The sequence below is a fragment of the Sulfurospirillum halorespirans DSM 13726 genome, from assembly GCF_001723605.1.
Taxonomy (GTDB): Bacteria; Campylobacterota; Campylobacteria; order Campylobacterales; family Sulfurospirillaceae; genus Sulfurospirillum; species Sulfurospirillum halorespirans.
Map to the genome: position 1 here is coordinate 355,054 of NZ_CP017111.1, position 20,750 is coordinate 375,803.

Annotated in this window: 19 protein-coding genes and 1 pseudogene; 10 read left to right on the forward strand and 10 right to left on the reverse strand. The window is 35.4% G+C overall.

The window, feature by feature from the left end:
* Positions 1-107: 107 nt before the first annotated feature.
* Together nosZ and SHALO_RS01815 are read right to left on the reverse strand one after the other, a co-directional pair.
* Positions 108-2,711: a Sec-dependent nitrous-oxide reductase gene (gene nosZ / locus SHALO_RS01810; protein WP_069477117.1), complete on the reverse strand. Its 2,604-nt coding sequence runs from the start codon at positions 2,709-2,711 to the stop codon at positions 108-110.
* 197 nt (positions 2,712-2,908) lie between these two features.
* A complete protein-coding gene (locus tag SHALO_RS01815) occupies positions 2,909-4,555 on the reverse strand; it encodes a PAS domain S-box protein (protein ID WP_069477118.1) in 1,647 nt (548 codons plus the stop codon).
* A 112-nt stretch (positions 4,556-4,667) separates the two neighbouring features.
* Here SHALO_RS01815 and SHALO_RS01820 point away from each other — a divergent pair, with 112 nt between their 5' ends.
* The 6 genes and pseudogenes from SHALO_RS01820 to SHALO_RS01845 all read left to right on the forward strand — a co-directional run bounded on the left by SHALO_RS01820 (position 4,668) and on the right by SHALO_RS01845 (position 8,905).
* The gene (locus tag SHALO_RS01820; RefSeq protein WP_069477119.1) at positions 4,668-5,357 is read left to right on the forward strand and encodes a response regulator transcription factor; all 690 of its coding nucleotides are present in this window, start codon (positions 4,668-4,670) and stop codon (positions 5,355-5,357) included.
* A gap of 105 nt (positions 5,358-5,462) precedes the next feature.
* A complete protein-coding gene (locus SHALO_RS01825) occupies positions 5,463-5,759 on the forward strand; it encodes a c-type cytochrome (protein WP_069477120.1) in 297 nt (98 codons plus the stop codon).
* A 92-nt stretch (positions 5,760-5,851) separates the two neighbouring features.
* Positions 5,852-6,284, forward strand: a pseudogene (petA, locus tag SHALO_RS01830) (ubiquinol-cytochrome c reductase iron-sulfur subunit).
* Positions 6,285-6,295: 11 nt separating this feature from the next.
* Positions 6,296-7,561 carry a cytochrome b gene (locus tag SHALO_RS01835; RefSeq protein ID WP_025345608.1) on the forward strand — a complete coding sequence of 422 codons (1,266 nt, stop codon included), beginning with the start codon at positions 6,296-6,298 and terminating at the stop codon, positions 7,559-7,561.
* Positions 7,558-8,427, forward strand: coding sequence for a c-type cytochrome (locus SHALO_RS01840; RefSeq protein WP_069477121.1), 870 nt, complete (start codon positions 7,558-7,560; stop codon positions 8,425-8,427). Before SHALO_RS01835 ends, SHALO_RS01840 begins: the two co-directional genes overlap by 4 nt.
* A gap of 49 nt (positions 8,428-8,476) precedes the next feature.
* A complete protein-coding gene (locus SHALO_RS01845; RefSeq protein WP_069477122.1) occupies positions 8,477-8,905 on the forward strand; it encodes a cyclic nucleotide-binding domain-containing protein in 429 nt (142 codons plus the stop codon).
* Positions 8,906-9,514: 609 nt separating this feature from the next.
* Here SHALO_RS01845 and SHALO_RS01850 read toward each other — a convergent pair.
* From SHALO_RS01850 to SHALO_RS01870, 5 genes are read right to left on the reverse strand one after another with little or no spacing between them, the layout of a single operon-like run.
* Complete coding sequence (locus SHALO_RS01850) at positions 9,515-10,891, reverse strand: site-specific integrase (protein WP_069477123.1); 1,377 nt, start codon at positions 10,889-10,891, stop codon at positions 9,515-9,517.
* Complete coding sequence (locus SHALO_RS01855) at positions 10,888-11,343, reverse strand: hypothetical protein (protein WP_069477124.1); 456 nt, start codon at positions 11,341-11,343, stop codon at positions 10,888-10,890. The genes SHALO_RS01850 and SHALO_RS01855 overlap by 4 nt, the downstream gene beginning before the upstream one ends.
* Positions 11,336-13,237: a site-specific integrase gene (locus tag SHALO_RS01860; RefSeq protein ID WP_069477125.1), complete on the reverse strand. Its 1,902-nt coding sequence runs from the start codon at positions 13,235-13,237 to the stop codon at positions 11,336-11,338. The genes SHALO_RS01855 and SHALO_RS01860 overlap by 8 nt, the downstream gene beginning before the upstream one ends.
* The gene (locus SHALO_RS01865) at positions 13,218-15,392 is read right to left on the reverse strand and encodes a hypothetical protein (RefSeq protein ID WP_069477126.1); all 2,175 of its coding nucleotides are present in this window, start codon (positions 15,390-15,392) and stop codon (positions 13,218-13,220) included. Before SHALO_RS01865 ends, SHALO_RS01860 begins: the two co-directional genes overlap by 20 nt.
* Before the next feature lie 59 nt (positions 15,393-15,451).
* Entirely contained in the window at positions 15,452-15,661 is a 210-nt protein-coding gene (locus SHALO_RS01870) for a thioredoxin domain-containing protein (protein WP_084010660.1), read from the reverse strand.
* Between the two features lie 110 nt (positions 15,662-15,771).
* On the opposite strand from SHALO_RS01870, the gene SHALO_RS01875 reads away from it, so the two are divergent.
* From SHALO_RS01875 to SHALO_RS01885, 3 genes are read left to right on the forward strand one after another with little or no spacing between them, the layout of a single operon-like run.
* On the forward strand, positions 15,772-16,002 hold the full coding sequence (locus SHALO_RS01875; protein WP_025343565.1) for a ribbon-helix-helix protein, CopG family: 231 nt from the start codon (positions 15,772-15,774) through the stop codon (positions 16,000-16,002).
* Positions 15,995-16,246 carry a type II toxin-antitoxin system RelE family toxin gene (locus SHALO_RS01880; protein WP_069477127.1) on the forward strand — a complete coding sequence of 84 codons (252 nt, stop codon included), beginning with the start codon at positions 15,995-15,997 and terminating at the stop codon, positions 16,244-16,246. The genes SHALO_RS01875 and SHALO_RS01880 overlap by 8 nt, the downstream gene beginning before the upstream one ends.
* A gap of 32 nt (positions 16,247-16,278) precedes the next feature.
* Positions 16,279-17,148, forward strand: coding sequence for a hypothetical protein (locus SHALO_RS01885; protein WP_069477128.1), 870 nt, complete (start codon positions 16,279-16,281; stop codon positions 17,146-17,148).
* 69 nt (positions 17,149-17,217) lie between these two features.
* On the opposite strand, the gene SHALO_RS01890 is transcribed toward SHALO_RS01885, so the two are convergent.
* The 3 genes from SHALO_RS01890 to mqnF are packed head-to-tail and all read right to left on the reverse strand — an operon-like array spanning position 17,218 to position 20,149.
* Positions 17,218-18,069 (reverse strand): YitT family protein, encoded by an 852-nt coding sequence (locus SHALO_RS01890; protein ID WP_069477129.1) that lies wholly within the window; start codon positions 18,067-18,069, stop codon positions 17,218-17,220.
* A complete protein-coding gene (gene sppA / locus SHALO_RS01895; protein ID WP_069477130.1) occupies positions 18,069-18,929 on the reverse strand; it encodes a signal peptide peptidase SppA in 861 nt (286 codons plus the stop codon). The genes SHALO_RS01890 and sppA overlap by 1 nt, the downstream gene beginning before the upstream one ends.
* Entirely contained in the window at positions 18,923-20,149 is a 1,227-nt protein-coding gene (mqnF, locus tag SHALO_RS01900) for an aminofutalosine deaminase family hydrolase (RefSeq protein WP_069477131.1), read from the reverse strand. The genes sppA and mqnF overlap by 7 nt, the downstream gene beginning before the upstream one ends.
* 115 nt (positions 20,150-20,264) lie before the next feature.
* Between mqnF and aroQ the strand changes: the two genes are divergently transcribed.
* A complete protein-coding gene (aroQ, locus tag SHALO_RS01905; protein ID WP_069477132.1) occupies positions 20,265-20,750 on the forward strand; it encodes a type II 3-dehydroquinate dehydratase in 486 nt (161 codons plus the stop codon).

The window sequence follows — 20,750 nt, forward strand, 5'->3', positions numbered from 1 at the left end:
AAAAACTAAAGTTAAATTTTTAGATAAAAATAGTGTATCTCGAATTCTTGTTTTTAACATTGACACATGTCAACCCACAAAGACTAAATCTTTGTGGGTTGATGTTCTTAAAATAAATTGGCGTTGCTGTCAACCCATTTAAGATATTCGATGATATTTTTCACCTCTTCATCTTTCATGTTTTGATCAGGCATTCTTAAGTTAAAGTAATCAATCATCGCTTTAACATAAGGGTCTTCAAACTTCTCTTTTGGGTTTTTGATAAAATCAGCTACCCATTTTGCACCATTTTCATGACGTCCCAATACACCTGTAAGATCAGGACCTGAACTTACTTTTCCAATAACATGACAACCAGAACATCCACCTTCATTAAAGGCGACTTCTCCTCTTGCTGCTTCTGGAGACTGCTTGGTTGCAACAAATTTAACAAGTAAGTCTTTAGCACGAATTCCAACATCTGCTGTTTTAACCATGTATTGCCAGATCATATTTTCAAATAAGACAGCTTTTTCAAAATCACCTTCTTTGATAGCGGCATCTGAGAGTTTTTTCTGCTCAGGAATTTTGCCGTATTGATCAAGTGCGTCGGTTACAAGATTTTTAACAACCTCGTGTTTCTCGAAATGATTTTCTTTGAGGAATTTCACAACACTTTGAATAACATCATCTGTTGCTTTATTGACCGCAACAGTTTTGTCGTATTCCGCGTTAAGTTGCTCTTTGCTCATTGTTGCCATTTTGAGTTTTTGTGCGCTTTCATATTTTTTATTAGGGTCTTTAACCATTAAATAACCCATCATTTCAAGGTGAAGCGCTGAACAGAATTCTGTACAGTAATAAGGGAATACACCTTCTAAATCAGCTTTGAACTTCACAGTGGCTACTTTACCAGGCTCTACTGATGCATGGACATTATAATTATCCACAGTAAAACCATGTGTTTCATCTTCTGCTCGTTCAAGGTTTGTCATATAGATAGTAACATTGTCACCTTTGTTAACCGTAATGCGCTCTGGATTGATATGTGAACGTACTAGTGTTGCATATACTTTGACATCATTGCCTTTACGTTCTATTCTCTCTTGTCCTGCAAGTGTTTTACCCTCACTGATTTGCTCTGTTCTAGAATTGGTGCCCATCTCATAGCGTACTTTTGGATGAAGCTTACTAGCACGGATGGTAACAACATCATGTGGCTCACCTAGAGGAATAGGCATATCAACAAGAAGATCCATTTTATTACCACTAATATCAATCAATTGATGATTCTGTGGATGTAGAGGTCCTACATTATTAAATCTATCAATGGATAATTTATTGAGTGCAATAATATACTCACCTTGAGGATCAGCAGTATTACTCTCCATTCCAGCCAAGTGACCAATGTTATAGTGAACATTGACACGATCTAACACTTTCAATGTTTTGAAATTCCACTTAACAACTTGACTATCAACATATAATGAAGTGTAGATTTCTCCATCAATTGGCGAATACTGATTATGCAATGGTCCAAGTCCTAATTCAAGCTGGCCATGTAATGCTTTTTTCATATCAAGAATAGGAATCCCGTAAGGATCTGTACCAGCATAATCTTTATTTTTGATCAATGTTTGAATTTTTGAAAAACTATAAACTGAAGCATGTGTATCTAATTTTCCACATACAACGATGTATTCACCTGTTGGGTCAACATCCACACCGTGTGGAGATTTAGGTTCAGGAATTAAAAACAATGCATCATTTTTAACAGCAATATCCATAGGAACGACTCTATGCCCATTGATCACTTTAACATTTTTTGGATCTTTTGCAAGTTCTGCAAGCTTTTTCCAATTGTACACATGAAGGTAGTCAGTGTCGTTTCTACTCATACCCGCTTCGTTAGGTGGCATGCCTACTTCAATTCCACCTGTGTACATTTCTGAGTTAAATGAGTTTGTAAATCCCCATCCATGACTTACTTTTTTACCAGCATCACTTAAGTCTTGCATGTAGGGAGGAAGTTCTATAGTATAAGAGTCTTTTTCTTGGATTCTACCATGCTTAGGATCAAACTTCCACATAGTTACACCACCACGATAACTCTCTTTATAGTCTTCAATTGGGTGATAATTATTGTCAAATGGAGCAGCATATTGTGCGGCTTCAATAATCCATTCAGAATCTTGTGTAAAAAAAGATCCACCATGTTCAGATTTAAAAACTGGATTGACAACAATTTGTTTTGTCTCAAAGTCACTTAAATCAATAACTGCAATTCTTGGATTAGCTTTGTCATTGATAATCAACCATTTACCATCGGCCTTAGCATCTGTTTCGGAAAGGGCTGGGTGGTGCGTATCACCCCAAGTAATATCTTTACCTCGAATTTTGCCTTGATCAAGAACTTTTTTGCTCTCTTCATCAAAACCATATCCTTGCCATGGTTCAGGTGTAAATACAGCAATGTATTTTAGTAACCTCATAGAAGGAACACCATATACTAATACCTGCCCAGACTGCCCACCTGAACTAAATGCAAGGTATTTATCATGTACACCCGTTGGATTATAAGTCTTTGCAGCACGAACAACATCCGCCTCGCTAAGACCTCTTGCTTTCATCACTTTATCTAAAGCACCATCTCCACCAGCAGCAATAGATGCTGTGGTGAGTAAAGTACTAGAGAGCACCAGCGATGAAAGAAGTTTGAAACCTCTTTCCATAATTTCCTCCTTTAAAAACATAAGATTTATGCTAAATGAACTGTACTAAAATTGATATGGCCAGTATCCTCTTTATTCTTTCTATTTAACATTAATTTAACACTTTAAGTTGACTATGGAATTCTATAATAGAGTCAGTTTCTTTTGAGTCGCTGAAATTTTACATATTAAAAACTTGCGGTAAAAGAGAGGCTTTTTTACATATTATCGCAGCAAGAAGGCAGTAATATACTGAATTGTGCACCATTATTAATGTTTTTAGCAGTTATTATTCCATGAAATTGATTTTCTATAATTAATTTTGACATATAAAGCCCAATACCTGTTGATAGTTTATTCTTATTACTATGAAAAGGCTTGAATATATCATTAATCAAAGGTGTTTGAATGCCTCCAGCGTTATCTGCTATTTTTAAAACAACAAATTTATCTGAGTCTTCAAGTGTTATATGAATAAAGGGATCTTCTATCTCAGAAATTTTAATAATATCAATCGTGTTTTGTAGAATTGATAAAATAACTTGTGATAAGCTGTTGGAATTACCAAAAATCTTCATTTTTGAGTCAAATTTTTGAATAAGCTTGATTTGATAGAGCTTTAGCGAAGATTCAAGGAGCAGAAGTGTTTGATTGATTGATATGGTAGGATTAAAAATAGTGTTATCAACATGTTTATAAAAATTTTCAAAATTTGTGATAGTTTCTGACATAAATTGAATAATTTCTTCATTTTTTGCAGTCTCCTCCATAAGTTCTGGATCTGTGAGTTTTTTCTTAATATACATACAATTAAAACTAAGTTGCGCAAGTGGTTGTCTCCATTGATGTGCAATAATGGCAATCATCTCTCCCAGAGCTGCAAATTTAGCTTGTTGGATCATAATTTTATCTTTAAGAATTTCTTTGGAAATATCCTGCATACTGATGATGAGCATATTCTTTTCTTCTCCACTAATACCAAACGAAATTCGAATAGGAAATGTGTGCCCTTTTTTATTGATAGCTTTAATCTCTCGCACTTCTTCTTTATTTTCAATCTCTAAAATTTTTTTAAAATTTAAAATACCTTCTTGTTCTACGGGAAGCGACTCTTTCAAAATTATTTTTTGGAAGAAAGGTTCTCCGATAATTTCTTCTTTTGTATAGCCAAATATCTTTTCTGCCATATGGTTGTATGTTTGGATCTTAAGTGTTGCATCAAGCGTTACAATAGCATTGGTATTAGACTCAATAATTGTGTTGGCATAATCATGTTGTTTAATAAGTTCTTTTGTCACTTCTGTAATTCTTTTTGTAGCAGGTTTAAAAATAAATATCGCTTCAAAAAAAAGTGTTACAAGGGTGAAAATGAAAATAAAAAATTCAACATTTTTTAGTTTTATAGTATTGGATTCAGTTGTTGCAACATAGATTGAAGTGGCAAGATCCAAATTGTCTAAAAGTTTTTGAGAGTTTTGCAATATATACGTTAGACTTCTTCCATCTCTATTTTCTTCAAAGCGTTTTGCATGGTATAAATATGTTCTAACATTTTTATCTAAGAAAAAAGGTTCCTCAAAATAAATTTTTTTCAATTCTTTTGACATAGGAAAAGAAATAAGTAAATTATGAGATTCTTCCATGAGGATAATATTGGTTCGTAAATTTTCTGTTTTATAATAGATGGCATACAGAGCAATTTGTTGAGAAAGCATTCCTTGTTTACTACTGATATTAATTATTTTTCCATCATTAGATTGGCTACTAATAAGGTGATTTAGATTGTAATACGCTAAAATAGAAAGCAGTGCTATGATAGAAAGTGCAGTAATATATCGTTTCGTGAAGCTGATAGTTTCAATCATTTAAAATTCCTTTATGTGACCAATATTACAGTACACTATGCAAATTATAGCTTTCTTTTAGAAAAAAAAGTGTTACAATTTCTTGAAGCAAGGTTCAAAATGGAGGGTGCTTTTGTTAGACAAATATGAATTTATTTTAAAAAATAGTTCGTTATTACTTGCTGAGGATGAAAAAAATCTTAGAGATAGTTTTGCAAAAGTTCTATTGTTGTATGTAGACAAAGTTTATACAGCTTCTGATGGAGAAGAAGCCTTAATGCTTTATAATGAGCATCATCCAGATATCGTTATTACCGATGTAAAAATGCCGAAATTAAATGGGCTTGAACTCATTAAATGTATTCGAAAAGACAATCCCCATATTCCAATTATTGTTACAAGTGCGTATACTGATAAAGATTTTCTATTAGAATCCATCAAACTTTCATTAGTGGATTACATTGTAAAGCCGATTAAAGAAGGGGATCTGACAAGACTCTTAGAAAGCAGTGCAAGTATTTTACTTGAAAAATCAAAAACTATTGTCAAAATTAATACTACTAGCTTTTATGACTATACCAACAAAACTTTTTTACAAGATAATATTGCTATTACATTAACACAAAAAGAAATTGAATTTATTGAAATACTATTGGCGCATAAAGGCAATTTAGTCACAAGGCAAATCCTCGAAGACAAGCTTTATATTTATGAAGAAGCTCCTCCCTCAGCTCTTAAAAATCTCGTTTTTAAATTACGCAAAAAAATAGCAAATGATGTTATTAAAACTATTGGCAACCTAGGGTATGCTATTAAAGATTAAAGCATTTATTTTCATCAAGCGACTAAAAAGAAACTCGCTCTATTATAAAATGTCACTCTATTATTATAAATATATTAAAATATTAATGAATGGAGGGACTTAAGAATGAAAAAAGTAGTTTGTCTGCTTATATCGGTGGCTGCTGTATCTCTTATGGCAGCTGATGGAGAAGCAATATACAAAAGTAAATGTTTTTCCTGCCATGGAGAGAAGGCTTCAAAACCTGCATTAAACAAATCTCAAATCATTGCTGGTTGGGATGCATCTAAAACCATAGCTTCTATTAATGGATATAAAAATGGTGAAGGTGGTGCTATGAAAGGCATTATGAAACCCATTGCAGCAGCATTAAGCGAAGATGATTTAAAAGCAGTGGCAACTGTAATTGCTTCTTATAAATAAAGATTGTGGTGATAATTCACCACAATCTTTCCGCATTTTTAATTACTGATATTCATGACTCTTACTATTTAAACAACACGAAAGGAAAAAGAATGGCTGTTGAAACAAGCAGAAGAGACTTTATCGGCATGGCATTCGGCGGTTTTGCAGCGGCGGGTGGCGTAATAGCCCTTGGTGCTATGAAAAAAACTTGGGACCCACTTCCAAGCGTACAATCTGCTGGATTCATCACCGTTGATCTCTCTTCTATGAAAGAGGGAGAAGTTCAAACGATCCAATGGAGGGGCAAGCCGATTTTCATTTTGAAGAAAAGTGCGGATATGCCAAAGAATGAGAAACGGGACATCGTTGCAGGCGGTAGTAGCTATGCAGTGATGATAGGACTTTGTACCCATCTTGGGTGTATTCCAACATGGACACCCTCAACGAAACAATTTAAGTGTGCCTGTCATGGTGGCGAGTTTGATACTTGTTCTTGGTGAAGAGGGACCAGAGTATAAAAAACTTGTTCCTAAGAAAGCGTAAAGGAGACAAACGTGGCAGAAATTAGAAAAGCGACAGGCTTCATCGATTGGCTCGATCAACGATTAGCCGTCAACAAGTTCATCAAAGTGATGATGACTGAGTATTGGATTCCTAAAAACATCAACTTCCTTTGGGCAATGGGTGTTGTTTTAATGGTTTTATTTATGATTCTTATTGTTTCGGGAATCTTCCTTTTAATGTACTACAAACCAGACATTAATCTAGCATTTGACAGTGTCAACTACACAATTATGCAAGAGGTGGAGTACGGCTGGTTGTGGCGTCATATCCACGGTGTTTCAGCTTCCGTCATTTTCCTTGTCATTTACATTCACATGTTCACAGGCATCTATTACGGTTCATACAAAAAAGGGCGTGAAATTATCTGGTTAACCGGTATGGCACTTTTTGGTATGTTCTCAGCAGAAGCCTTTAGTGGGTATATGCTTCCATGGGGACAGATGAGTTACTGGGCAGCACAAGTTATTACCAACCTTTTTGGTGGTATTCCTTTCATTGGTGAAGCTTTAGTGGTTTGGATCAGAGGTGACTTCTTAGTTGCCGATGCAACCTTAACACGTTTTTTCATGTTACATGTACTCTTATTGCCATTGGTTATTCTTTTACTCATTGCCGTTCACTTCTACTCTTTACGAGTTCCGCATGTGAATAACCAAGAATCAGAAGAATTTGATTTTGAAGATGAAGCGAAAAAATACCTTGAGGGTAAAAAAGTAGAATCTAAAGTCGTACCTTTCTGGCCCGTATTCCTCTCCAAAGATTTCTTTGTTGTAGGTGTTGCTCTTACCATTTTCTTCTATTTGGTCTGTTTCCACTATGACTTTGCAATGGATCCAATTAACTTTGAACCTGCAAACAATATGAAAACACCTGCACACATCTACCCTGAGTGGTATTTCTTGTGGAGTTATGAAGTGCTTCGTGGTTTCTTCTTTGACATTGCTGGCGTTGCTGCTATGGATATTGGTTTGGCTGCGTTTGGTTTTGCAAACGTGATCTTTATGCTTTTACCGTTCCTTGATAGAAATACCGATCATGTAGCTCCAGCGCATAAACGACCTCTCTTTTTTGTTTGGTTCTGGTTACTGTTAATTGACATGATCGTTTTAACCGTTTATGGCAAACTTCCTCCAACAGGCAACAACGCATGGGTTGGCTTTGGTGCGACCATTACGTTTCTTGTCTTATTTATTCTTCTTCCAATCATTACGAAAATGGAAGCGAACTGTAAATGTAATACTGGAGGTTGCAAATGAGAGAGTTAAAGATATTAGCCATTGTAATCTTCTTTACCGCGGTTGTCTATTGGGGTGTTGAACCCTTTGCGCATTCTCAAATGCACCCTCATGTTGCACCTGCTGATTTTGCCTTTAAAGACTTAGGGGTTAATGCTAAAAAAGGCGATGCCGCAAAAGGGGCTGAAACCTTCTTAAATGCGGGCTGCATTGGCTGTCATGGTGTGAGTTCACAAGGTATGGCAGCACCCATGGATAATGCCAGTGCATCGGCTTCATTTGGTGTTGTACCACCTGATCTTAGCACGGCAGGTGCGATCTATGATAAAAACTTCCTAGCCGCTTTGATTAAAGATCCAACCAAAGCGCTTAAAGTCGAGCATAAGTTTAATGAATCTCGTCCTCACCCGATGATCGCATTCTTTGGTCTGGGTGGCGATTTGGATCAAGAGGTTGCTGACATTGTGGCGTACCTTCAAAGTATAGCGCCTGTGACACCACTTGATGACAAACAAGTCTATGCTGATGCGTGCCAACGATGTCATGATATTAAATACGACAAAGTGATGAGTACAACCGATAAAACAGCATTGATGGCGTATATGGGCACACTTCCACCGGATCTTTCAATGATGATTCGTTCCAAAGGGGCTGAATACCTCACAACGTTCATCAACAATCCACAAAAACAGCTTGCAGGCACTTCAATGCCACGCGTTGGTTTGAATGAAAAAGCTCAAAACCAAGTGGTTGCTTATATGGAAAAAGTGGGTGATCGCAAAAAAGCTGAACGAGAAGATCTTGGGTATAAACTCATTGGTTATATGGTTCTCTTTACACTCCTAGCGTATGCTTGGAAAGTGAAAATCTGGAGAGAAGTTCACTAAATAAATAAGACTACCAAAAAGGTAGTCTTATTTATTATGGAGGGTATATTTGTCAAAACATAATGATTTTAACCCGTATTTATTAAATCTAAACAATGTTTTTTGTGACAATGTTTATCAATATGCATATATAAAACGTTATAATTGCAACGAGACACTATATCAACAAGGGGAAGAACCTTTAAATCTTTATATTTTTCTTTCTGGACAATTAAAAAAATTTGGTAAAACAAATAAAATAATGGATTACACAGTTGGTGAATGTATTGGAGCACACGCAAACTTTGCGAATATTTGTTATTTTGAAACTGTTAAAATATTTTCTCCTAGTGAAATTTTTGTCATTCAATTTAATTATCTGCAGGAAAGGTTAGAACAACATCCAAATATTTTAGAAGAAGTCGTTGAGGCTTTAGTAAAAAAGCGAAGTATCATAACAAATATTATAGACATTGACAACAGCATAAACACATTATAATTATTTATAATGTGTTTTTCGCTTGATCCACATCACCCACAAATATTACCATGATATGATAATATCCACTTTAAAAAGTATCTTTTTCTGGATAGAGTTTTCTTATGAAAAAAGCATTATTTTTGACTTCTTTATTTTTCGTGCTCTATGCCGCACTAACCGCTTGTTCTCATAAGCAGCAGTATGCTTCACCAGCAATGAACCAGGAAAAGCTTATCACGTTATCTCAGTTAAAGAGTTAAAAACCTTTAGTGGTATTAACTTGTTTTCAAAGATAAGTGAAGAGAAAAAGACACAGCTACTAAGCTTGCCAGCACCCAAAGAGATAAAGCACTAAAAGACACCCTATGATCAAAAACACTACTTTGTATTAATCCCTTTGCTAATGAAGAAGATGTGATGAATTAGATATCGAGAATAGATTTGATAGAATCTCCATACATGGTTCTACGGACATTACAAAAAATCAACAAGACTTAGAGTATACCTTTGCCCTTAAGCGTCGAATAGACACTATTATGGAATTCTTAAAACGGCAAGATTTACTTGAAAAGATTAGTGTTGAGACTGTGGCTAAAGTTGTGGAGAATCCATTTCAAAAATTTGTATTTAGAAATCATAAACAACTATTTTCCGTGCGAGTGCATATTTTAATGCATCAAAACGCTTTTCATCAAAATTGTCTCCAAATTCCATTTTTGCTTCTTCTCGTACGAGTTCTTGGGCTTTTTTATCATGTGTAAAAGTTTGAAATGACATAATAGGTCCTAACCCACTAGTGACTTCCATAAGAGCCAGTGCAGAGACAATATACTTCATAGTTGTTGATTCATCTACATGCCCTAATTTTTCAGCTAAGAGTTGTATAAATAAAGGGTGGGGTTTTACTCCTGTATGCTGCAGCGGAATATTTTGACTTCTTGCAAAGTCAATTAATGCCCATGTGGCACATGTATGACGCATCCAATGAGGTGTTATGCGATCAACGTTTCTTCCTAAAGCAATAGATGCTATACAAAAAGCTTTATATATGTCTGAATAATTAACTTCTCTTCCATTTTCAAGTAACCACATCGCATTTGGAGTATATTTAAATTTCCCTTTTTTACTTTGATTGCTGTGTTTCTTTAGTCGTTTAATATACAATCTTGAGAGATAATCTTTTTGTATCGTTGCAATAGTTCTTATTGGTAAGTCACATTGCAATTTTTTATCCCCTTTTGCAATATAACTCATCTTAATACAACTATCCATGCTAAGTCCTGTATTAAGATATTGAAAATATTTTTTAAAGCTTTCGTGAGTAACAGATAATGCAGCACTAACACGTAAGCCAGTTTCAACCATTAAATAAGCAATCATCTCAAAAACAATATCTTGTTTACGTAATTCTCGACGAAGATGTTCGAATACAGTTCTGCTTACAGCATGATATAATCGTTTTTCTGGAGAGCTTTTGACATATAAATCCCAGACTTCAATTTTTTGATCATCGAAATTTTTTCTTTTTTGTAAATGAGATAATAAGGTATCTTTTCTATAGAAGTGAACCATTTTTGTAGTCAGAACTAAATCGAATGATTCCCCAATAGATGCCATATGCTTATAAAATTTAAACCACACATTCAATTTAAGATTCATTGAATTATTTGATACTTGTTTTTCACGATTGTTGCTATTTGAATTATCTTTATTACCATTTGAATCAAGATGCAGCATCTTATTCCGTATTGCTTTGATATCAGATTCTGTTGCAGTTTTCCATGTCAATCCCATTTGATGTAAATGCTTGAAAAGTTCTCTTAATTTTATTGCCCGTTCGCGATGCGTCGATATTCCTGAGATAGATGAAAACCTTCCACCATATCTTGATTCATATGTAAGAAAACGTGTTGATGGCAGGTCAATATCGTTATCAATCAGAATATGCGTAACATTACGGTTTCTAATTGATGGATGGGGTATTGTTATCAAATCAAATGTCATATAATCTTAGCCATTGGTTTGAGTGTCTGAAGCTCTTCTTTGAGCCTTTTTATAGTTAAATCTTTGTTAGCAATGGTTTCTTTTAAAAGTATTTCATTATCGAGCAGTTCAGTAATACGTATAAGAAGATTATCTATTGTATTTTGGAGTTTTCTAGTATCTTCTTTAATTTTAGAGCTGATAGTATTTCTAATTTTACTGTGTTCATTTTTATATTCACAGATAGCTTGATTTAATTCAATAAAAGGTTGAGTTGTTGGTTGTTTGAGCGAAGCTAAACTTATTTTTGTATGAAAATTAAGAGAATGCGTGGAAGAGTTAGCCAAATTACATATATTCTCAAATGTTATTTTATTAGCATTGGTGACAATAGAATTCTTTTTAAGATCTTCAAATGCTTCCCAGAGGGCTTTTAGCTTGAGATCTGTTTGTTCTTTGGATTGTCTAGCCATTAGAAACTCTTCCTTGATCTTCATCATACTTTTTAATTATTTTAGTATATGGATTTGTCATTTCTTCTAAATTTTCATCTGTAAAATAAGTGTTTTGCATAAGGCGTTCACGTAATTCTTTTGGGTATTGATCTTGTAAAAGCTGAGTTTGTTTTTTCAACTCTTTAATATGTTGTTCTGTAAAAATAGAACTACAACAGATATTTCCTTCGCATCTTGCGGGTTGAGGCGATTCTCCTATAAAACTATCCAAGTTAAATCCTCTTTGACATGCCATTTCATTTGGATTGCTTCTATCATGAATGCATAAGCAGATTGGAGTTTGCAAAATGGCAAGTTCTCCTTCTTGTACAAGTTGAAGTAAGTCTTGATGTAAAAGATCAGCAAAATCTTCAACATAAGAGCCTAGGAAGGAAGTGTTATTCATGATATGTTCTCCCTTATAATTGTAAAGCTTATGTCCTTCTTTAATTTCTTTTGAGATTACAAGCAATAAACGTTTAGCTTCTTGTTCTTCTAAGTCTTTAATTACTTTTTGATAATAAAGATTATAGTGTCCAACATATCGTAAAGTCATCTTAATGGACGTATGCCCAAGAAATATTCTAGCAAGTTCAAGGCCATCTTTATCATTCAAATATACGATGATAAAGGCCATTACATGTCGAAGTTGATGAGGCGTAGGTGGGTTTTTTTCATTAATAAGATTATAGTATGTTTTGAGTATACCTCTTATATAAGATGCATGTGATAGTTCTTTGACTCCCGTATACATGATGGTCGTATTAATCAAAGGCCCAGTTTCTTGTGAATCCTTGATTTGTGCAATCTTAGATAGGATAAGTAAGGCTTCCTTCGCAATTAACGGTATAGGCATTTCAACTTCTTCGCCACCCTCATCAGCTGCAGTTTTTCGTACAATACGTGTAAGATGGGCATGGTCATCATGTCTAAATACAGGAAATCGTTCTAATATCATCAGCTCGCTAGCCCGCATACCAGTCATCAGAGTAACAATTAATATACAAGCGCCTTCTAATTTTTTCATAGCATTCATAGGAGGTAGATGTGTTGTAGTGATTTTTTTACGATTGATTTTAGATTGACATAATTTTTGAAATTTTAATAAATCAGGTTCGCTATATTGATGGGTAGTGTTAGCAAAATGGTATCGTAGTTGTGTTTTTTGTTTTGCTTGCGTGAGAGTTTTTATATATTTATATTGTTCTACAACTAAAAATACATCCTCTGAATAATTTTTTATATATGTCATTGCTTTTTCTAAAACGGGTTTGAGTTGATCTAAAGGATATGGAGTTCTTTTACTCCCAAGAACTTGACGGTGCCTTTCTTCTTCTTGTGCACCAGCGTTAATTTTGTAGCAAACTGATGCATTAGATAATAGGCTCTCATCTAATCTTAAAAAATAAGGTAGCTGCGAATTTGCATCCGTTATCCATTCTTTAATTTTGAAGAGTTTCATAGATAAGTGAGAAAAAGAGAGCCCTTTTTCTATTTTATTGTAAAAATACTTTTCTATATTGGTAGTTGGAATTTCATCAAGCCTTTGTATAGAGGAACCTAAATCATTTTGTATATTTTTAAGTATATGGTGTAGATCGTAACAATAGGCTTTTTTCCCACTGTTTAGAGGGATGTCACCAACATGGCCATGAAATTTAAGCAAAGTAATAACTCGAAATGCTAACTCAAAAATGCCTTCTAGCTTTATAGGCATTTTTGATGGCTTTAAAATACTAGTCGGAAGCATAAGTGGATTATTTGCAAAATAAGTATTAAATGTTCCTGGGAACATTAAATGATTTAGCAGATGATAAACTTCATTTACCGTATGACATTGCTTGAGTTGTAATCTAATATGTTGTGGTATCATGTTCAACCTCATTGAGATTAAGTTTGCGAATACGTTGAAATTTTTTGCTTACAAATGTACTATAATGCCTCATCTCTTGCAGTGCATATTCTTTTTCAAAAGTTGTAAAATTTTCTATAGTATTTAGCGCTGCTTGATAGTCTATTAAATATTCTTTTTCCCAATCTGCTTCACTTAGGAAAATTTCTTTTTCTTCTTCCATGTACTTGATCCATGCAAAAATAACAGGGCCATGAATTTTTGGAATGACACAACTTTGACTGCATTGAGTTAAACATTTTAACCAATCTGAACATATCTCATCACTTTGTAGGGATGGTGCATTGGGAAAAGTTGGATTTTTAGGATTTTGACAATTTGCTAATGGTCCTTGAAATATAAACATTTTTGGGTCATCATCTATTATTATTTTACCACTAAAAATGCCAACAAGCTTGTCTTGAGTTTTTGCGATTTTGTAAAGCTTTCCTTCTTTAAACTCTGCACAGTTTTCATAATGTATTTGAGTATTGATATGCTTATGCCCTTTTTTCAGTTGTCGTTCATATTCAGTTAGCCCATGTAGGTAGTTGGTATAATTCTTATTGACTCTAAGTCTCATATGATCTATTGAATCAAGCTTTTCCCCCATAGAATCTGTAATTAAATATTTTTTGTATAAAGATTGGTTGGATCGTTTGATACTGTCAAAAAATCTTCTTCTCGTCCAAATACTAACACAATTATTTTTAGGTTCCAGAAAATTCAAATATAGAAAAAAATTATTTTGATTAGATCTTTCCCATAAAGGGGTTAACCATTTTAGGTAAAAACTTAAATATTCAAATGTTAATGAGTTATGTTGTATAACTGTTCTGTATCGCGTATTATTACGACTTTTAATGCCATGTATATCAATTGTAAGTCCTGTGTTATCACCTAGTTGATATTCTCCGTTATTATCACTATGTACTTTCCAACTTCGAAGTACCTCAGGATTCACTCCTTTGCGAATGAGCAAATAGAGTATCAAAGGATAAATCTCATGCATAGACGGTAATATCCTAGATGTATAATCAGCTATCTTAAGCCCCAATTTGTAGAAATTACTTGCAATAAAAGAAGCTTCATCAACAAATAGAGTTTTATAACACTCTTTGATGGATCTATCAAATGGCCAATCTGTGATTAATTCTTTATGCCAAAAAGCAAATATTTTTTCACTATTAATCGTAATATTCATTCCATCTTGAGCTATCATCAGAAGTTTTTTATGTTGTTCTTCTTGTTGTCCGTCTTTATATCGAAAAACACTAGGAGATACGCAACGAACCCAACATCGTAAATCGATGTTGTATAGCAACATGGCTATTTTTTTAATGATTAAATTTAATGAGGTCCCTTTATTACCGAGATCTACATTATCAAAATAGGTTTTTGCAAGATTTTCTAAACTAAAAAGATTGATTTTTTGGAATTCTTCCATCCATTGTTGATATTCTTTGGCTCTATTTATAATGTAGTTAAGTTCTTTTCTGGCGCATATATCTAATTGATACAGCGTTGTTGTAGGTAACGCTTTCGTAGGCTTTTTTATACGACGTCCAGCTTTTCGTCTGCTCGTAAAGTGAGGTACCAATTCAGAAACACGATTGAAAAAAGCAGTTAAGTGTGTCTTATTCGCTCGATTAATCTTTAGATCAAGAATAGTATCCCAAACTATTTCTTGATGTTCATTCGTCATATCTTGTAACTTCTCAAGAGAGATACTGTTTTTTTGCATTGCTTTTAAGAAAATACCACAAGCGTATAAACACTCTCGAATTGTCGAAACATTTGAATTTTCTGGAACTATCTGTAATAAGGAATCTATAATAAAATTAGAATATTGCGGAAATAAGTCTAGTACGTTCTGTTTATTAATTTTACTACTAGGTTTTATTGTGCTAGAACCTTTTTTTTGTAGAGCCTTAATAAAATCCACATGATTAGCTAAAGATAGATAGACACGTGCATGCAAATTTGTTGAATCTCCAGTGTGTCTATATATTAAATATGTACCATAGTGTTCTATAGCAAATGAAGAATCTACTGTATCAAAATGTTTTTTATAATTTTGTTCTTTTAACGAAGTGATTGAAGTTTTTGAAATAGAGAGCTTTTTTGCTTTTGGCATTTTGTACTCTTAATTATACTTTTTTGAAGTATATCAGAAATACAGAAAATTGTTATTAATTATACTTTTTTTAAAATTTTAGAAAAGAAGCCCAAGATAACCAGCCCTTGGTCTTTGTACTTTTCATACAAACGCTCAAGCCCTTCGTACTGGCTCGTAAAGCCACATTTACTCGCCACATTCACGATGAGTAAAACCTTGTTTTTAAAGCTACTCATTGAGATGATTTCACCGCTAATCGTTTTCACTTCAAAGTCATAAATACTCATAAAAGCTCCTTGTTTGACACAAACATGAAAAACAGAAAATTATAGCAAAGTTATTGACAAGTAACGCTATATGCACTACAATTGTATCTACAAAATAAAAGGTGCTACGTATGAAACAGGCTATTAATATACGTCTCGAAAAAGAGATGATTGACACATTGGATGAATATGCAGGTGAGCTGGATAAGAGTCGAACCAGTTTGATCGAAAAAGCAATTGAGCTTTACTTTGATACGCTCGATGAGATGGTGGCGGACAAACGCATCGACAATCTCAAAAGTGGCAAGTCAACCGTAATCTCTTTGGGAGAGGTCTTTAAACAAGCAGGAATCAATGTATAAAGTTGCCTTTGAGCAAGATGCTCAAAAAGAGTTTTTGAAGCTTCAACAAAGCATTCAAGCGTTTGTCGCCACAAAGATTTTAGAGCTCCAAGCAGGTAATTTTTTAGGTGATAAGGCTCTAAAGGGAAAACACAAAGGCAAGTTTAGAAAACGAGCTGGAGATTACCGTATTGTTTACCTCAAAGAGGGAGAGTTGCTTGTTATTACGATCATTCGTGTGGCACATCGGAAAGAGGTGTACTAAAATGTTATTATTAATTCTCAATAAAAAAATATTTGATTAAATCCATAGTATTATCTTTAATTTTTGTTTCATTTAACTACATCATAAAAGAAATTTATGAAAATGCAAAAATCATAGCCCAAGAAACACAATTAAGTTTTTCATTGAAAGATGGAAAAACAGGAGAAGTTTTTATTGAAAACACAGGAAAATTTAATTTTGAAATAACCAAGATAACTATAGGTAATTATAAGTCAGAATGCATTTATTTTACAAAACGTAATATAGAAGATGTTAATAATTATTTAAATAAAGAAACAAAAGAAGCAATAAATGTGGACGCTTTTAAAAAAGTCTTGGAGCTTGAAAGCTTAGTTATTTCAAAAGGAGAAAAAATAGTTAGGCAGTTATTCTCAAAACCAACTATAAATGGTTCATTTTGTAGTTATGATATACCAATAACAATAGAATTTAAATCAACTTCATTTTGGGCAAATTTATATTTGAATTTTTTAAAGTTATTAGATTTAATTAATCCCAAACAAGAGATATATATTCGCTTTGATGGATGTGAATTTAATCAAATTGGTAAAAAAATTTATGAAAATAGAAGTGAAAATATAAAGCAAATACAGAACAAATTAATGCAATGTTTTGAGAAATATTCAAATTTTAATGCCAAAAAGATAGCAATTGAAGATCAGTCTGAAAAGTATAAAGAAATACAAAAAAATAGATTAGAGTTAATTTCTAACGATGAATTAATGAAATTATCTGAAAAGCTACTAAAAATGTCGAAAGAAGAGCTGGGTAGTCGAAAGATGAGTTATTGCTATGAATATATGATTGTGTTCCAAGAGATGAAAAATAGAGTGTTGACTCATAAAAATGCTGATGTAGCTTTAAATTTTTGTATGAATTGAAATAATGAAAAAGTTCCTTGTGATATTTTTACAATTTTAAAAATATTCGTTTACTAACTCACAGTTTCTTTAGTCTCTTCCCAAAAACTCAGAAGCCTCAGAAATGATCAAAAATGCTTCAGGGTCGTACTCACGGATGATGTCTTTAAGCAGTTGAATTTTTGAGATCTCAACCGAGAGCAAAATCATCGTCTTTGTCTGCTTTTGATGGTGCAATCCTACACCTGTAAAAATCGTGCCGTGCTCTTCGATGCGCTCTCTGATCTGTTCGGTTAAGGCTTCCACATTATTGGAGACGATTTTCACGACTTTTTTAGAGGGACGACCGGTGAGGATGACATCGATGATCTTAGCCGTGACATACACCCCAATCATGCTGTAAAGCGCTTTTTTAAGGTCTCCATAGACAAAAATATAGGCAAACATGATGGTCACATCGATGCTTAAGAGCACCTCTGAAGCTTTAAATTTACTCTTCATTGCGACGATTTCACCCACCACCGATGTGCTGCCTGTAGAGGAGCGTCCTTTGATGACCAAACCAACCCCCAGCCCGATAAAAATACCCCCAAAAACAGCGGCTAACAAAACGTCATCGGTGAGTGGTTTTAGGTGTAGAAATTCTCGAAAAAGATCGGTAAAAAATGAGGTGGAAAGCATGGCGAGGAGGGTTTTAAAGGTGTACTGCTTTCCAAAATAGATAAAGCCTAAAAGGATGAAGGGAACACTCACTAACATAATGAGCGTTCCAAGCGTGAGTGAGGTCACGATGTAGTGAAGAATCAGCGCGATACCAATGCCACCACCCGTGACCATATTGTTAGGCGATAAAAAGCAGACGACGGCAAACGCCATCGACATCGTGCCTAAAAGTACATAGACGTACTGGAGGAGGGCAAGGGAGCGTGAAGGCTGTTTCATTATTTAAGATACCCCATCAAATTAAAAATAGGCAATTTAGAGCTACTTTCTAATTTTTTCATCCATTTATCCATCGCATCTGGTTTTTCCCAAACGGCTGATTTGACTTGGGCGAGCTCTTCGACCTTGTTTTTAGCATCTTGAATGGAACCCACTTCGTCGATGAGGTGTAGCCCCAGTGCTTTTCGGGCGATAAAAACTTGTGCGTTCGCAAATTCGTTTGGTTTTGCAAGATTAAGCCCACGTGCGGTTGCCACATCGGTGATAAAAAGCGTGTACGCATCATCGATCAGCTCTTTAAGCGCACCTCGCTCTTTGGGTGTCCATTCACGTGTAAACGTTCCCATCTGTTTGTACTCACCCGCGGTAATGATCTGCTCTGAGATACCCAGTTTTTTAGCCAACTCTGCCACGTTAGGCGCTTGGAAAAGCACACCGATGGAGCCTACAAACGCCCCTGGATTGGCAATGATGTGGTTTGCCCAGATGGAAGCGTAGTAACTTCCACTGGTCATACTTCCTGCGGCATACGCCACGACAGGTTTGTGTACGCTCAAACGTTTCACTGCCATAGAAAGCTCGATGGAAGGCGCTAAAGCACCACCAGGAGAGTCTACATGTAAAAGCACTCCTTTGATGTGTTCGTCTTTGTCCGCTTTATCGATGTTCTCTAAAATCTCTTCAATGTTTAAAATCTCACCCTCAATTTTGACAACTGCAAGATTGGGATTGTTCAGCTCTTCTTGGGAACCAAAAATGAGCACCAAAAGCAGTATAAAAAGCATCGCTTTGAAGTGGTTTTGGATGTAGCCCAAAACGGCGCCTATCCAGATAAAAGGTTTTTTAATCAGGTCTAGCATGGTTGTTCTCCGTCAATAAAAGTTAAATGGGTTTGGTGCGTGTGCAAGATGAGCTGTAAAGCCACGTCTTCTTTTTCGCACGCTTGGGGCAAGGTTGCCACGATAAGATCAGCATAACGCTCTTTCTCAAGTACGCCACACGGCAGTTGCAACGCTTTGGCAGCGTTACATGTAACACTTTGTAGAAGCATTTTAGCTAAGCTTGAAAGCTCACATTCAGCATGCATCATTAAGGCAGAGCGCATCTCATCCCAAAGGCTGAGTGAAATATTGGAGCTTAGTCCATCGGTTCCTAACGTGAGATTGATGTTCTGGTGTTGCACCGCTTCAAGATCGAGTTTGCCTACACCTAAAAGTCGGTTGGAAACGGGGCAATGCGTCAAGGTCGCTTTTTGCTCAGCAATAATTTCTAACTCGTTTTGTGTTGCTTGTACCGCGTGGGTGAAAAGTGTCGGATTTTGCGAAAAGAGTTCAAGAAATTCAACGCTAGAACACATCGGTTTGGCGTGAGGGTTAAACGCACTAAAAAACGTTTCAAAATCGCCCTTTCCTTCATCGATCCACGCACGCTCCGCAGCACTTTCCATAAAATGAGTGGAGACCACACACTGCTCTTCACGAGCAATTTGAAGCGCTTTTTTTGCCAAAATCGGGTGCGTTGAGTAAGGCGAATGCACCGAAACCGCAGGGATAAAACGTTTACATGTAAACGCTTTGGAGGCTTCAAGGCGTCCTCTAAAATCCCCATACATCGCGTCTACGGCACTGGGAACGGAGCCCAAGACTTCATTGAAATAAACCACACGTTGGGGTGTTGCAGCGCACGCTTCCAAATCAGCGCCAAAACTACTGATCGCACCCAAGGTGGTGGTTCCGCGTTTAAGCATTTCTTGGAGTTTACATGTAATGAGTTCCGTTGTTGCAAGCGCACTCAGTTCTTCTCTGTGCTTAATGACAGAGCGAAGCCACGGGATAAAATCGCCATAGCGAAGCATGCTTTGATTGGCACTAAATTCGAGGTGAACATGGCTATTGATGAGACCCGGCAAAATAACACTGTTTTTAGGGGTTTCGATTACGGTAACATTGGGGTGTTTGGCTTTAAGCTCCGCACTTTTTCCCACTTCGAGAATCGTTGCATCAAACACGACAGCGCCCTCTTCAATGATCTCAAAATCTTCGTTACATGTAAGTACAAAATCGGCAGTTATTAACGTCACTTTTTTCCTTTGGCTAAACGTTTGAAAGAGTGATTTTCAAACGAAAAATTCGTGTAATTGTATCCTAAACTAACCACTGATATAATAAGAGTAAATTTTAAACAAAAGGTAACTCATGAAAATTGTCGTGATTCAAGGTCCAAATCTTAATATGCTCAGTCACAGAGAGCAAACCATCTACGGTGGCATGAAACTTGAAGAGATTCACTCTCAAATGGAGACGGTCGCCAAACAAAATGGTTTTGAAATCGAATTTTTTCAATCCAATTTAGAGGGCGAAATCGTTGATCGTATCCAAGAGTGTTTAGGCGATGCCGATGGTATCATCATCAACCCAGCAGCGTACACACACAGTTCTATCGCGATTCGTGACGCGATTAGCGCGGTTGCTTTGCCTGCGATTGAAGTGCATATTAGCAACATCTACCGACGTGAAGAGTTTCGTCAAAAAAGTATGACCGCTGCGGTTTGTACCGGTCAAATCAGTGGTTTTGGACCGTTTGGTTACCACCTTGCGATGATTTCGATGATGCAAATGCTAGGCGAGCTTGACGCACTTCGCAAAGCACAAGCCGCACAACAACAAGTCACAAAAGCGTAA

What these genes read in the sequence shown, in the direction of transcription:
- nosZ (WP_069477117.1), bottom strand. Translation starts at nt 2,711, where the DNA reads ATGGAAAGAGGTTTCAAACTTCTTTCATCGCTGGTGCTCTCTAGTACT.
- SHALO_RS01815 (WP_069477118.1), bottom strand. Translation starts at nt 4,555, where the DNA reads ATGATTGAAACTATCAGCTTCACGAAACGATATATTACTGCACTTTCT.
- SHALO_RS01825 (WP_069477120.1), top strand. Translation starts at nt 5,463, where the DNA reads ATGAAAAAAGTAGTTTGTCTGCTTATATCGGTGGCTGCTGTATCTCTT.
- SHALO_RS01840 (WP_069477121.1), top strand. Translation starts at nt 7,558, where the DNA reads ATGAGAGAGTTAAAGATATTAGCCATTGTAATCTTCTTTACCGCGGTT.
- SHALO_RS01850 (WP_069477123.1), bottom strand. Translation starts at nt 10,891, where the DNA reads ATGACATTTGATTTGATAACAATACCCCATCCATCAATTAGAAACCGT.
- SHALO_RS01855 (WP_069477124.1), bottom strand. Translation starts at nt 11,343, where the DNA reads ATGGCTAGACAATCCAAAGAACAAACAGATCTCAAGCTAAAAGCCCTC.
- SHALO_RS01860 (WP_069477125.1), bottom strand. Translation starts at nt 13,237, where the DNA reads ATGATACCACAACATATTAGATTACAACTCAAGCAATGTCATACGGTA.
- SHALO_RS01865 (WP_069477126.1), bottom strand. Translation starts at nt 15,392, where the DNA reads ATGCCAAAAGCAAAAAAGCTCTCTATTTCAAAAACTTCAATCACTTCG.
- SHALO_RS01870 (WP_084010660.1), bottom strand. Translation starts at nt 15,661, where the DNA reads ATGAGTATTTATGACTTTGAAGTGAAAACGATTAGCGGTGAAATCATC.
- SHALO_RS01875 (WP_025343565.1), top strand. Translation starts at nt 15,772, where the DNA reads ATGAAACAGGCTATTAATATACGTCTCGAAAAAGAGATGATTGACACA.
- SHALO_RS01880 (WP_069477127.1), top strand. Translation starts at nt 15,995, where the DNA reads ATGTATAAAGTTGCCTTTGAGCAAGATGCTCAAAAAGAGTTTTTGAAG.
- SHALO_RS01890 (WP_069477129.1), bottom strand. Translation starts at nt 18,069, where the DNA reads ATGAAACAGCCTTCACGCTCCCTTGCCCTCCTCCAGTACGTCTATGTA.
- sppA (WP_069477130.1), bottom strand. Translation starts at nt 18,929, where the DNA reads ATGCTAGACCTGATTAAAAAACCTTTTATCTGGATAGGCGCCGTTTTG.
- aroQ (WP_069477132.1), top strand. Translation starts at nt 20,265, where the DNA reads ATGAAAATTGTCGTGATTCAAGGTCCAAATCTTAATATGCTCAGTCAC.